Annotated in this window: 13 protein-coding genes; 6 read left to right on the top strand and 7 right to left on the bottom strand. The window is 61.0% G+C overall.

The genetic code is table 11. From position 1 onward, the window contains the following. Positions 1-36 precede the first annotated feature (36 nt). The gene (locus tag G7016_RS18715) at positions 37-963 is read left to right on the top strand and encodes a LysR family transcriptional regulator (protein ID WP_181117230.1); all 927 of its coding nucleotides are present in this window, start codon (positions 37-39) and stop codon (positions 961-963) included. On the opposite strand, the gene G7016_RS18710 is transcribed toward G7016_RS18715, so the two are convergent. Further along, positions 960-1,322, bottom strand: a complete 363-nt coding sequence (locus tag G7016_RS18710; protein WP_181117229.1) for a diacylglycerol kinase — start codon at positions 1,320-1,322, stop codon at positions 960-962. The two genes, G7016_RS18715 and G7016_RS18710, sit on opposite strands and share 4 nt — an antisense overlap. A 68-nt stretch (positions 1,323-1,390) precedes the next feature. Further along, complete coding sequence (erdR, locus tag G7016_RS18705) at positions 1,391-2,041, bottom strand: response regulator transcription factor ErdR (protein WP_181117228.1); 651 nt, start codon at positions 2,039-2,041, stop codon at positions 1,391-1,393. 166 nt (positions 2,042-2,207) lie between these two features. Between erdR and G7016_RS18700 the strand changes: the two genes are divergently transcribed. After that, complete coding sequence (locus tag G7016_RS18700; protein ID WP_181117227.1) at positions 2,208-3,092, top strand: DMT family transporter; 885 nt, start codon at positions 2,208-2,210, stop codon at positions 3,090-3,092. Here the strand turns inward: G7016_RS18700 and G7016_RS18695 are convergent. Then, complete coding sequence (locus G7016_RS18695; protein WP_181117226.1) at positions 3,011-3,778, bottom strand: tRNA-uridine aminocarboxypropyltransferase; 768 nt, start codon at positions 3,776-3,778, stop codon at positions 3,011-3,013. The two genes, G7016_RS18700 and G7016_RS18695, sit on opposite strands and share 82 nt — an antisense overlap. Before the next feature lie 162 nt (positions 3,779-3,940). Here G7016_RS18695 and G7016_RS18690 point away from each other — a divergent pair, with 162 nt between their 5' ends. Continuing rightward, positions 3,941-4,351 carry a quorum-sensing-regulated virulence factor family protein gene (locus G7016_RS18690; protein WP_181117225.1) on the top strand — a complete coding sequence of 137 codons (411 nt, stop codon included), beginning with the start codon at positions 3,941-3,943 and terminating at the stop codon, positions 4,349-4,351. 61 nt (positions 4,352-4,412) lie between these two features. Beyond that, positions 4,413-5,495 carry an LOG family protein gene (locus G7016_RS18685; RefSeq protein ID WP_181117224.1) on the top strand — a complete coding sequence of 361 codons (1,083 nt, stop codon included), beginning with the start codon at positions 4,413-4,415 and terminating at the stop codon, positions 5,493-5,495. Between the two features lie 177 nt (positions 5,496-5,672). Here the strand turns inward: G7016_RS18685 and recX are convergent, their stop codons facing one another. From recX to G7016_RS18670, 3 genes are all read right to left on the bottom strand, one after another. Then, positions 5,673-6,134 (bottom strand): recombination regulator RecX, encoded by a 462-nt coding sequence (gene recX / locus G7016_RS18680; RefSeq protein ID WP_181117223.1) that lies wholly within the window; start codon positions 6,132-6,134, stop codon positions 5,673-5,675. A gap of 41 nt (positions 6,135-6,175) precedes the next feature. Beyond that, the gene (gene recA, locus G7016_RS18675) at positions 6,176-7,261 is read right to left on the bottom strand and encodes a recombinase RecA (RefSeq protein ID WP_181117222.1); all 1,086 of its coding nucleotides are present in this window, start codon (positions 7,259-7,261) and stop codon (positions 6,176-6,178) included. A 112-nt stretch (positions 7,262-7,373) separates the two neighbouring features. Beyond that, a complete protein-coding gene (locus G7016_RS18670; RefSeq protein ID WP_181117221.1) occupies positions 7,374-7,874 on the bottom strand; it encodes a CinA family protein in 501 nt (166 codons plus the stop codon). Positions 7,875-8,131: 257 nt separating this feature from the next. Between G7016_RS18670 and mutS the strand changes: the two genes are divergently transcribed. Further along, on the top strand, positions 8,132-10,699 hold the full coding sequence (gene mutS / locus G7016_RS18665; protein ID WP_181117220.1) for a DNA mismatch repair protein MutS: 2,568 nt from the start codon (positions 8,132-8,134) through the stop codon (positions 10,697-10,699). A 189-nt stretch (positions 10,700-10,888) separates the two neighbouring features. Continuing rightward, positions 10,889-11,212 (top strand): ferredoxin FdxA, encoded by a 324-nt coding sequence (gene fdxA / locus G7016_RS18660; protein ID WP_181117219.1) that lies wholly within the window; start codon positions 10,889-10,891, stop codon positions 11,210-11,212. A gap of 442 nt (positions 11,213-11,654) precedes the next feature. Here fdxA and rpoS read toward each other — a convergent pair whose 3' ends face one another. Further along, complete coding sequence (rpoS, locus tag G7016_RS18655; protein ID WP_181117218.1) at positions 11,655-12,659, bottom strand: RNA polymerase sigma factor RpoS; 1,005 nt, start codon at positions 12,657-12,659, stop codon at positions 11,655-11,657. Positions 12,660-12,713: the final 54 nt, after the last annotated feature.

The following is a 12,713-nucleotide window of genomic DNA, read 5'->3' as shown; positions in this document are numbered from 1 at the left end:
TGAATTATCAAGATATACCTAATCGGTTATATAGATATGCGATTCACACTTCGACAGCTACAGGTTTTCGTTGCCGTTGCGCAGCAGGAAAGCGTGTCTCGCGCGGCTTCACTGTTGGCCCTTTCGCAATCTGCGGCCAGCACCTCCATCACCGAGCTGGAGCGGCAATCGAGCTGCCAGCTGTTCGACCGCGCCGGCAAACGCCTGAGCCTGAACGCGCTCGGCCATCAACTTTTGCCCAAGGCCGTTGCGCTGCTTGACCAGGCCAAGGAAATCGAAGACTTGCTTAACGGCAAGTCCGGTTTCGGCTCGCTGGCTGTCGGTGCCACCCTCACCATCGGCAACTACCTGGCCACGCTATTGATCGGTAGCTTCATGCAGCGCCACCCGGAAAGCCAGGTGAAGCTGCACGTACACAATACCGCGCATATCGTGCAACAGGTGGCCCAGCATGAGCTGGACCTGGGGTTGATCGAAGGCGATTGCCATCACGGCGACATAGCGGTCCACCCATGGGTGGAAGACGAGCTCGCGGTGTTCTGCTCACCCTCCCATCCACTGGCGGCCAAGGGCGAAGCAAGCCTGGAGGAGCTGGTGCAGGAAGCGTGGATTTTGCGTGAACAGGGCTCCGGTACTCGCCTTACGTTCGACCAAGCCATGCGTCACCACCGCTCGCTGCTCAACGTACGCCTGGAGCTGGAGCACACCGAAGCTATCAAACGTGCGGTAGAGTCCGGGCTGGGTATTGGCTGCGTGTCCCGCCTGGCCCTTCGCGATGCGGTGCGGCGCGGTAGCCTGGTGTACATCGCCACGCCGGAGCTGGACCTGTCCCGGCAGTTCTTCTTTATCTGGCATAAACAGAAATACCAGACCTGCGCGATGCGTGAATTCCTCGAGCTGTGCCGCACGTTCACTGCCGGCGTGCGCCGCAGTGACGAGATTGTGCTGCGCCCGGTGGCCTAGATCAGAATAATGCCCCACACCAAGGCAATAAGCGTGAGCGCCACGAATTGCGCGGCGCTGCCCATGTCCTTGGCGTTCTTGGACAGCGGGTGGCGTTCCAGCGAAATACGGTCAACGGTGGCTTCGATAGCCGAGTTGACCAACTCCACGATCAGCGCCAGCAGGCACGCAAGCACCAGCACAGCATGCTCTACCCGGCTCACCGGTAGAAAAAAGCTCAATGGAATGAGCACGGCATTGAGCAAGACAAGCTGGCGGAACGCGGCCTCGCCGACGAAGGCGGCCTTTAGCCCGGCCATTGAATAACCGGCTGCGTTAACGACGCGTTTGAAGCCACTATGGCCTTTGAAAGGAGACATGAACGGGCCCTACGGTTGCGGTGCTGCACCTTACCCGATCGGCCTGTCGGATGCAGCTACCGAAGCGGTCAACTACTGCTGACAGAGGCCAGTTGTTGAAGTAACAGCGCCGCCTGGGTTCGGGTGCGCACACCAAGCTTGCGGAAGATCGCCGTGACATGGGCCTTGACGGTGGCTTCCGAAACGCTCAGCTCGAAGGCGATCTGCTTGTTCAGCAGCCCCTCGCACACCATGGTCAGCACTCGGAATTGTTGCGGCGTGAGGCTGGCCAGCCCTTCCCCTGCTTCGCGCGCCTGAGCGCTGACTTCCACGGGCTCGAAGGCTTGCGGTGGCCACCAGTCATCCCCTTCCAATACGGCTTGCACTGCGGCCTGGATCGTTTCCAGCGGGCTGGACTTGGGAATGAACCCGCTGGCGCCAAACTCCCTGGCGCGGACCACCACGGCGGGCTCGTCCTGGGCAGAAATCATCACTACGGGCACCTGCGGGTATTGCCCCCGCAGCAACACCAGGCCGGAAAACCCATAGGCCCCGGGCATGTTCAGGTCAAGCAGCACCAAGTCCCAGTCATCCTTCTGGGAAAGCCGGGCCTCGAGTTCAGCAATGCTTTCGGCTTCGGAGATCTTCGTCTCGGCCCCGGGGCCCAAGGTCAATGCCTGGCGCAAGGCACTGCGAAAGAGCGGATGGTCATCGGCGATGAGAATGTCGTGGCTGGCCATCAGCGGAGATCCTGTGTGAACGGGCAAGGTACGGCCAGGCGGCCATCACCGGCGTGACGATCTGCCGCAACCAAACCGGCGCCAAGCATGCCCAGACCGACAGGGGTGGTCAAGTTGCCTGCATTGGGGCACAGTTTCGCCCCCAGAATATTCATGGAGTGAATGAATGCACCGCCAAGCCCTGCGCGCCGACCTGTTGATGCTGCTTACCGCAATGATCTGGGGGTCTGGCTTCGTTGCGCAAACCGCCGGCATGGAGCATGTCGGGCCGTTCCTGTACACCGGGCTGCGCTTCGCCCTGGGTTCGCTCTGCCTGCTGCCCCTGCTGTACTGGCGCACCCGCCGCGCGCCTCAAGCGGCAACCCGAGGTCAGTGGGGCGCAGGCATCGCCATGGGCCTGGCGCTTGCGTTGGGCATCAACCTGCAGCAATTCGGCCTGCAGTTCACCACCGTGACCAACGCCGGGTTCATTACTGGGTTGTATGTGATTGTAGTACCGGTAGTGGGCCTGTTTCTTGGCCATGCTACCGGCGCCGGCACCTGGCTGGGCGCTTGCCTGGCGGTGATCGGGATGTACCTGCTGAGCGTGAACGAGCATTTCGAAGTCGCGCCTGGCGACTGGCTGCAGCTGGCAGGCGCCTTTGTATGGGCGGGGCACGTATTGCTGGTAGGGCATTTCGCCAGCCGCCACGACGTAATCCGCCTGGCGTTCATCCAGTTTGTGGTCTGCGCCCTGGTCAGCCTTGGGCTGGCCGTGGTCTTCGAGCCCTTCCACGCCCAGGCGATGATAGATGCCATCCCCGCCGTTGCGTACGGAGGTATGGTCGCGGCCGCACTCGGCTACACCCTGCAGGTGATCGCCCAGCGGCACGCCATCACCTCTCATGCAGCGATCATTTTCTCGCTCGAAGCCGTGTTCGCAGCGATCGCCGCCACGCTGTTTTTAGGCGAGGTGCTGACGCCGCGGGGTTATCTCGGCTGCGCGGTGATGCTCGCTGGCATGCTGGTGGCGCAACTCTGGCCTTCACGCGCCAAGGCCGCGCTGGCCTGAGGGCCGGCAAGCTGCGGCCGGGGCAGGCCGCGCTTGGCCGCCAGGTAGTGGCTGCTGAACAAGTCGAGCCATGTGTCCAGGGCCTGCGCTGCGCCGGTTTCTCCGGCCAGCCCCAGGCACATGGCGGCGACCTCCGCCGTGCAGAAGTGATCGTCGCGCCGCGAACGGCGCAGCCGGTAACGGGATATTTCCTCGGGCGCCAGGCTCAACACGGGAAACCGGTCCAGGTACGGGCTTTTGCGGAACATCTTGCGGGCTTCGGTCCAGGTAGCATCCAGGAGAATGAACAGGGGCCGCTTGCCGGACGCCGTTGCTACGGTGTTCACCACCCGGCTCGGTGGCTGTACGAACTCGCCTGGAAACACCAGGTAAGGCTCGAAGCGGGAATCTTCGAGCAAGGCCAATAGTGCCGGGTCCACATGGGTTCGCTGCCAACCGAAGGCAAAGGTATCCCGAATCACGTCGGCAATCAGCCAGCCGGTATTGGTGGGCTTCAACGCCTCAACGTCGTGCATCAGCAGGCATACCGCCGCGTTGCTGGATGCTTGAGGCTGTAACGCGCACAGGCAATGGCTGGGAAGCACCCGGCAGCGTGGGCAACGGGGGCTTTTAGAGCCTCTGGCAATGAAGGGCCGGGTACTGCGCGCCAGGCGCTCGGCGCGCAGGCGAAAAACGGCATGGGACATGAGACGGCCAGGCAGGGTAAAGCACGCATTCTACCACCCGGCCTGAGGGTACGGCGCTATCGGCAACGGTTATACTCCCCACCGCCTGCCGTCCGGAACACGGGCGGGCGCAGCCGGTCCAACAGGCTCGCGCCGAGGGCGCCATCAGATCGAGGAGGTTTCATGCCACGCTTCACCATCGCTGTTTCCCTGCTTCTGGCGCTGCCCCTGGGCATCGCTCAGGCAGCTTCGCTACAAGACTATGAGCTGACCAAGACGCTCGAGAAAGTAGCCAAGGAAAGCAGTGTGGGCACACCGCGGGCAATCAACGAGGACATCCTCGACCAGGGCTACACCGTCAAGGGTAATGAGCTGATTGATCACCTGGCCGTGCGCCCCAGCCATGCGGCGAAAATGCGCGAGAACCCTCAAGAGGTTTACCTGCAACTGGGCGCCAGCGTGTGCCGCAATGAGGGTTATCGGCAACTTATGGCGCGTGGGGCCGTGATGCGCTATGAATTTACTGAGAACAAGACGAAAAAACCTGTAGCTACGCACCGCTACACCGCCGCCGACTGCGGCATGAAACCCTGACCTGCTTTCCTGGCCGGCGCGGGCATTGCAGCCGCGCCGCCTGCTGTGACGGAGAGGTTGCATGCCTTATCACCCTAACCAGAACCTGACCGAGCATTTCGCCGTGCATGGCCGCGACCTGCTTGAACAGGTGGAAGCGCAGCTCTCGCAGCTGGCTCCGAATAGCCGCAACCTGCCGCTGTACCGCGATATGCTGCTTACCGTGTTACGCATGGCGCAGGAAGACCGCAACCGCTGGGATGCCAAGATCACCCTGCAGACCCTTCGGGAGCTGGACCACGCGTTTCGCGCCCTGCATACCCATAAAGGTAGGCGCAAGGTCACCGTGTTCGGCTCGGCGCGCACCCCCAGGGAGCATCCTGTTTACGCCCTCACCCGCGCGCTGGGCGAAGCATTGGCCTGCGAAGACCTGATGGTTATCACCGGTGGTGGCGGCGGCATCATGGCAGCCGCCCATGAAGGCGCCGGGCGGGACCATAGCCTGGGCTTCAATATCACGCTGCCTTTCGAGCAGCACGCCAACGCGACGATCGAGGGCTCGGATCGCCTTTTGTCGTTTCATTTCTTTTTCGTGCGCAAGCTGTTCTTTGTGAAGGAAGCCGATGCGATCGTGCTCTGCCCTGGCGGTTTCGGCACGCTGGACGAGGCGCTGGAAGTGCTCACGCTGGTACAAACCGGCAAAAGCCCATTGGTGCCCGTGGTATTGCTGGACGCACCGGGCGGCACCTTCTGGCAGGGTGCCCTGCGCTTCATGAAAGAAGAGCTGGAGGCTAATCACTACATTCTGCCCAGTGACCTGAAGCTGATGCGGCTGGTTTACAACCCTGAGGACGCGGTGGATGAAATACGTCGGTTCTACGCCAACTTCCACTCCACTCGCTGGCTGGGCACCACCTTCATCGTACGCATGCGCCACCCGCTAAGCAGTGCTGCACTGGCAAAAATGGAGGAAGCCTTCCCAGACCTGAAGCTGGGCGGCACGTTCGAGCAACACACTGTCGCACATGAAAGCGCAGACGAGCCGGAACTGGCTCACCTGGCACGGCTGACCTTCGCGTTTACAGGGAGAAACCAGGGGCGTTTGCGGGAACTGGTGGACTTCATCAACCAGCCCGAGCATTGGGTTGGACCGCCGAAAGATTAGGAGCTCTCCAACCCTGTGGGAAGCAACTGCCTTGAGCTGTTTTCTGCCCATATTCGCAAGCTCCGCCTGCGGCTTCGCTTGCTCCTACAACAGCCTCAAGAACCTGTAGATCCTGTGGGGACGCGGACACAGCCCGCGAATGCCGTAGAGCAGAATCGACGGGCAGGTACGGAAGGGCTAATCCCTTCCGCTAAGCAGCCGCCCGACCATGTCCATCGAGTAACCCCGGTAGAGCAAAAAGCGGGTCTGACGGGCGCGTTCCTTTGGGTCGGTTGGCAACTGTGCAGCAAACTTGCGTTCCCACACGTCGCGCAGCAGTGCCCCCCAGTCCATCCCGCAAACACGCAATGCCTGGTCTACATCAGCCCGCTGCAACCCTCGCTGGGTCAGGTCTTCGCGAATACGCGCCGGTCCATAGCCCGAACGTGCCCGGTAGCTGATAAAGCTTTCCAGATACCGGGCTTCAGACAGCAGCCCTTCCTCGGCCAAGCGGTCCAGCTCTGACGCGATCAGCTCGGGAGGCGCGCCCCGCTGGCGGAGCTTGCGCTCCAGCTCGACTCGCCCGTGCTCCCGCCTGGCCAGTAAATCCATTGCGGCGCGACGAACAGCGACAGGAGTATCAAGTATTACGGCCGGCATGAAGAATGCCGACCGTTGACCAGGCGAAGATAAACGTTCAATTACAGATCGCTGTCGGCGTCTACGACTTCGTCAGGGGCCAGTGCGCCTTTTTTCACATCCTTGGCGTCTTTCGCGTCCTTGGCATCTGCGGCTGCACCGCTATTGAGCAACTTGTCACGGATCTGCTTCTCCAGCGCGGCCTTGACCTCTGGGTTCTCTTCCAGATACTTGGCGGCGTTAGCCTTGCCTTGGCCGATCTTGTTTCCCTGGTAGGCGTACCAGGCACCGGATTTGTCGACGAAGCCATTGGCCACGCCGAGGTCGATGATCTCGCCGTTCAGGTAAATACCCTTGCCATAAAGGATCTGGAATTCGGCTTGACGGAACGGAGGCGAAACCTTGTTCTTGACGACTTTCACCCGGGTTTCGCTACCCACGATGTCATCGCCTTCCTTCACCGAACCGGTACGACGGATATCCAGGCGAACCGAGGCATAGAACTTGAGCGCGTTACCGCCGGTGGTGGTTTCCGGGCTACCGAACATCACACCGATTTTCATGCGGATCTGGTTGATGAAGATCACCAGGCAGTTGGCGGTCTTGATGTTACCAGTGATTTTGCGCAGGGCCTGGGACATCAAGCGGGCTTGAAGGCCCACGTGCATGTCGCCCATTTCGCCTTCGATCTCGGCCTTCGGCACCAGTGCCGCCACGGAGTCGACGATGATCACGTCCACCGCGTTGGAGCGCACCAGCATGTCGGTGATTTCCAGCGCCTGCTCGCCGGTGTCCGGCTGGGAAACCAGCAGGTCATCGACATTCACGCCCAGCTTGCCGGCGTACTCTGGGTCCAGTGCGTGCTCGGCGTCAACGAAGGCACAGGTTGCCCCGCTGCGTTGAGCCTGGGCGATCACAGACAGGGTAAGCGTGGTTTTACCCGAGGATTCCGGGCCATAGATTTCAACGATACGGCCTTTTGGCAGACCGCCGATGCCCAGCGCGATGTCGAGCCCCAGCGAGCCGGTCGAGATGGCAGGAATGGCCGAACGCTCATGGTCACCCATGCGCATGACAGCACCCTTACCGAATTGACGCTCGATTTGACCCAGGGCCGCAGCCAAGGCACGCTTCTTGTTGTCGTCCATTGATGTCCTCACGATTTCGATTTCGATAGGGCCGACAGCGCGCGGTGCGCGACCTGAGCGGGCCAATAACTGTATAAGTAGACAGTATTATTCCACACCTTCGGCGGATCGCCTACCCCTGCCCGGGTTTTTCTCCAGCGGCCAATGCCACCAGCCCCTGCAGCGCGGCGACCACCGTTTGCTGCCTCACACTATGTCGATCACCATCGAACTGCTTGCGTTCGGTAAAGGTGCGATCGCCATCCGCCCACGCCAGCCATACGGTGCCCACCGGCTTGTCCGCCGAGCCGCCTCCAGGCCCTGCCACGCCGCTTACCGCCACGGAAAACCGCGCTTGGGCCTGGCGCGCCGCGCCGAGGGCCATGGCCACCACAACCTCCTCGCTCACGGCACCCACTTCGGCGAACAACGGCTCAGGCACCTGAAGTTGCAAATGCTTCTGACGATTGGAGTAGGTCACGTAGCCTGCTTCGAACCAGGCAGAGCTACCGGCGACGCGGGTGATCGCTTCGGCAATGCCGCCACCGGTACAGGACTCTGCCGTTGTCACGGTCGCGCCCAACGCTTGCAGCCGGCTACCCAAGGCAGTGGCAAGATGAGTGATGTCATCCATGGAAGCTCCTTGTTCATCTGGTTTGATCAGCCGTGCAACGTCCGGCCCTGGGGGTAGACTTTCCGACGGAACCGCCCTGCTGTCCATCGCCCATAGGCAACGAGGGATTTCAGGCCACTCGTTCTGCCACGATCACATGCACTTGAACGATGAATCACTGTTCAACCGCAGGCGCAGCACGTTTGGCAGCACGGAAAATCCCTGTACCATTGTCGGCTTTCGTCCTCTGTTACACGACAGCCGAGCCAAGCCCCTGAATGTCTGATCTGTCCAATCACACCCCGATGATGCAGCAATACTGGAAGCTGAAAAATCAGCATCCAGACCAGCTCATGTTCTACCGCATGGGTGATTTCTACGAGATCTTCTACGAAGACGCTAAGAAAGCCGCCAAGCTGCTGGATATCACCCTCACCGCCCGGGGCCAGTCGGCTGGGCAGTCCATCCCCATGTGTGGCATCCCTTATCACGCTGCCGAAGGGTACCTGGCCAAGCTGGTGAAGTTGGGCGAATCGGTGGTGATCTGCGAACAGATCGGCGACCCGGCCACCAGCAAAGGCCCGGTGGAACGCCAGGTCGTGCGCATCATCACTCCAGGGACGGTAAGCGATGAAGCCCTGCTCGATGAGCGCCGTGACAACCTGATCGCGGCGCTGGTCGGGGATGAGCGGCTGTTTGGCCTGGCGGTGCTGGACATCACCAGCGGGCAGTTCATCGTGCAAGAGCTCAAGGGTTGGGAGCACCTGCTCGCCGAACTCGAGCGCATCAACCCGGTAGAGCTGTTGATTCCGGACGACTGGCCGCAGGGCTTGCCAGCCGAAAAACGCCGAGGCTCGCGCCGCCGGGCCCCCTGGGAATTCGAACGCGATACCGCGCGCAAGCTGTTGTGTCAGCAGTTCGGCACGCAGGACCTTAAAGGCTTCGGCTGCGAACAGCTGACCCTCGCGATCAGTGCCGCCGGTTGCCTGCTGGCTTACGCCCGGGAAACCCAGCGCACCGCTCTGCCCCATCTGCGCAGCCTGCGCCACGAGCGATTGGACGACACCGTGGTGCTGGACGCGGCAACCCGGCGCAACCTTGAGCTGGACGTGAACCTCAGTGGTGGGCGCGACAACACCTTGCAATCCGTGCTGGACCGTTGCCAGACCGCCATGGGCAGCCGCCTGCTGGCCCGTTGGCTCAACCGCCCGCTGCGTGATCTGAAGATTCTCAACGCCCGTCAGGCGTCAATCCGGTGCCTGCTGGAAGGCTATCGCTTCGAAGGGCTGCAGCCCCAGCTGAAGGCTATCGGAGACCTGGAGCGGATTCTTGCCCGTATCGGCCTGCGCAATGCGCGCCCCCGCGACCTGGCACGCCTGCGGGATGCCTTGGCGGCACTCCCTGAACTACAGAATCAACTGGCCGATCTCGAAGCCCCGCATCTCGCTCAACTGGCGGCCATCGCCGGTACTTATCCAGAGCTGGCTTCGCTGCTGGAGCGGGCGATCATTGATACACCTCCCGCGGTCATTCGCGACGGCGGTGTACTGAAGGTCGGCTATGACGCCGAGCTCGACGAACTGCTGTCGCTGAGCGAAAACGCCGGGCAGTTCCTTATCGACCTCGAAGCCCGTGAAAAGGCCCGCACCGGCCTTGCCAACCTCAAAGTCGGCTACAACCGCGTGCACGGCTATTTCATCGAGCTGCCCAGCAAGCAGGCCGAGCAGGCGCCTGGCGATTACATCCGGCGGCAAACGCTCAAAGGCGCCGAGCGCTTCATTACCCCGGAACTCAAGGCATTCGAAGACAAGGCCCTGTCAGCGAAAACCCGTGCCTTGGCGCGGGAAAAAATGCTCTATGAGGCGTTGCTCGAAACGCTCATCGGCCACCTTGCGCCGCTGCAGGACACCGCCGCCGCGCTCGCCGAGCTGGATGTGTTGAGCAACCTGGCCGAGCGCGCGCTGACCCTGGACCTGAACTGCCCCGCTTTCGTGGACGAGCCCTCTATCCGGATCGAGCAAGGGCGACACCCCGTGGTAGAGCAGGTGCTTACCACGCCGTTCGTGGCCAACGACCTGAGCCTGAACGACCAGACGCGCATGCTGGTGATCACCGGGCCAAACATGGGCGGCAAGTCGACCTACATGCGCCAGACCGCGCTGATCGTACTGCTGGCCCATATCGGCGCATTCGTACCCGCCGCCCGCTGTGAACTGTCCCTGGTGGACCGCATTTTCACCCGCATCGGGTCCAGCGATGACCTGGCCGGCGGGCGGTCCACCTTCATGGTGGAAATGAGCGAAACCGCGAACATTCTTCATAATGCCACCCACGCAAGCCTGGTGTTGATGGACGAAGTAGGTCGGGGCACCAGCACGTTCGACGGGCTTTCTCTGGCGTGGGCCGCAGCCGAACGGCTGGCACACCTCAAGGCCTTCACGCTGTTCGCGACGCATTACTTCGAGCTCACTGTATTGCCGGAGAGCGAGCCAGTGGTCGCGAACGTTCACTTGAACGCTACCGAGCACAACGAGCGCATCGTGTTCCTTCACCATGTGCTGCCGGGGCCGGCGAGCCAAAGCTATGGCCTGGCCGTGGCGCAGCTGGCAGGCGTGCCGGGGCCGGTCATCGAGCGGGCGAAAGAGCACCTGGGCCGCCTTGAAACCGCCAGCTTGCCCCGCGAAGTGAACCCCGTTCGACCGGGCAAGCCGCAGGTGCCGCACCAGAGCGACCTCTTTGCACAGCTGCCTCACCCGGTGCTGGACGATCTGGCCAAGGCCGACCTGGATAACATGACGCCACGCGCAGCGCTCGAACTGCTCTACACATTGAAACAGCGGGTCTAACGCCAAGGCCCGCAAGCTGATAGAATCCCGCGCGGTTTGGGAAGTCCACCCTAGAGACTGGGGCCTATAAGGTCCCGCAGGGTCCGCGAGGCACACCTGTGACCATCAGCCTGGAACACCAGGCCAGCCCCGAACCTGCCGGGCCCTTTCCGTGGGGCCCGCGACAGCCGCCTGAGGAGAGAATTTGAAATGACCTTCGTCGTCACCGACAACTGCATCAAGTGCAAGTACACCGACTGCGTAGAAGTGTGTCCGGTGGACTGCTTTTACGAAGGCCCGAACTTCCTGGTCATTCATCCCGATGAATGCATCGACTGTGCGCTCTGTGAGCCTGAATGCCCGGCACAGGCGATCTTCTCCGAAGACGAGGTCCCGGATGACATGCAGGAATTCATTGCATTGAACGCCGAGCTGGCGGAAGTGTGGCCGAACATCACCGAGCGCAAGGACGCCCTGCCGGAAGCGGAAGAGTTCGATGGCTTGAAAGGGAAGATCAAGGATCTGGAGCGCTGAGAGGCGTGGCCTGACTGCCGGCCCGCTTTTTTCCGCGCAATAAAAAAGGGGGGTCTAGGCCCCCCCGTATTGTCTTCCCTGGTCCCTGTATTTCCTTTTCATCATCCTGATGAATCGCATCATGCGATGTCCTGGCAACCTTCCGTGGAAGCCTGTGTCTGTCCGTGGACACAGTTCAAATAATAGGCTTTTCGGAGCGGCGAACAACCCAAGGGTTTTTGCAAGAAAAGTCGTTTCCAAGCTATTACAACCAAAAAACATTGATAATTCAGTGTCTTAGACTTTTTCTTGGCACGCCAAGGAATTTTTTCACACAGCCAAGCGCTGTTTTCTCACGCAATGCGTAAGCTTTTTCCTACGCTTTATTGAGAAATCCAAGGCTCAAGAAATGCGGTCAAAGAAAAGCCCCGCATGGGCGGGGCTTTTCTCGATCGAATGGGAATCACTGGAACAGTGATTCGCTCGACAGGCCATTGCGTTCGAGAATTTCGCGCAAACGCTTGAGGCCCTCCACCTGGATCTGCCGCACGCGCTCACGGGTGAGCCCGATCTCCAACCCTACGTCTTCCAGCGTGCTGCTTTCATGGCCACGCAGGCCGAAGCGGCGCACAACCACTTCACGTTGCTTGTCGGTCAGTTCGGACAGCCACTGATCGATACTCTGTGACAGGTCATCGTCTTGAAGCAGTTCGCAAGGATCGGTGGGTCGATCGTCGGTCAGGGTATCGAGTAATGTCTTGTCGGAATCCGGCCCAAGGGAAACATCGACCGACGACACTCGCTCGTTCAACCCCAGCATGCGCTTCACCTCGCACACAGGCTTCTCGAGCAGGGCGGCTATCTCTTCAGGCGACGGCTCATGATCGAGCTTCTGGGTGAGCTCGCGGGCCGCCCGGAGGTATACGTTGAGCTCCTTGACCACGTGAATGGGCAAGCGAATCGTGCGGGTCTGATTCATGATCGCGCGTTCGATGGTTTGCCGAATCCACCAGGTGGCGTAAGTGGAAAAGCGGAACCCACGCTCGGGGTCGAACTTCTCGACAGCCCGGATAAGCCCCAGGTTGCCTTCCTCGATAAGGTCGAGCAGCGACAGGCCGCGATTCACATAACGCCGGGCGATCTTCACCACCAGGCGCAGGTTGCTCTCGATCATCCGCTTGCGGCCGGCGGGATCGCCCTTCTGGGACAAGCGCGCGAAGTGAACTTCTTCCTCGGGGGAGAGCAGCGGGGAAAAGCCGATTTCGTTCAGATAAAGCTGAGTGGCATCAAGCGCACGGGTGTAATCGATGTACTTGTGCTGTTTGAGCGCAGAAGATTGCCTGGCCTTGGAGCGTACCGCTGCCAGCGGGGCGTCCTCATCGACCGCCGAATCAAGGACGATGCCGGTTTCTACCAAAAGCACCTCATCGTCGATGTCAAACTCCGGCGCTTCTCTGTTAAGAGCCATTGTTATAGTCCCTTTGCGAGTTCGACCTCAAGCCCAAGCGCGCCTGGTTTCCAT

The organism is Pseudomonas japonica, assembly GCF_013522925.1.
Lineage (GTDB): Bacteria > Pseudomonadota > Gammaproteobacteria > Pseudomonadales > Pseudomonadaceae > Aquipseudomonas > Aquipseudomonas japonica_A.
Note: the sequence above shows the minus strand (reverse complement) of the source record. Positions and strands in the feature narration are given on the sequence as shown.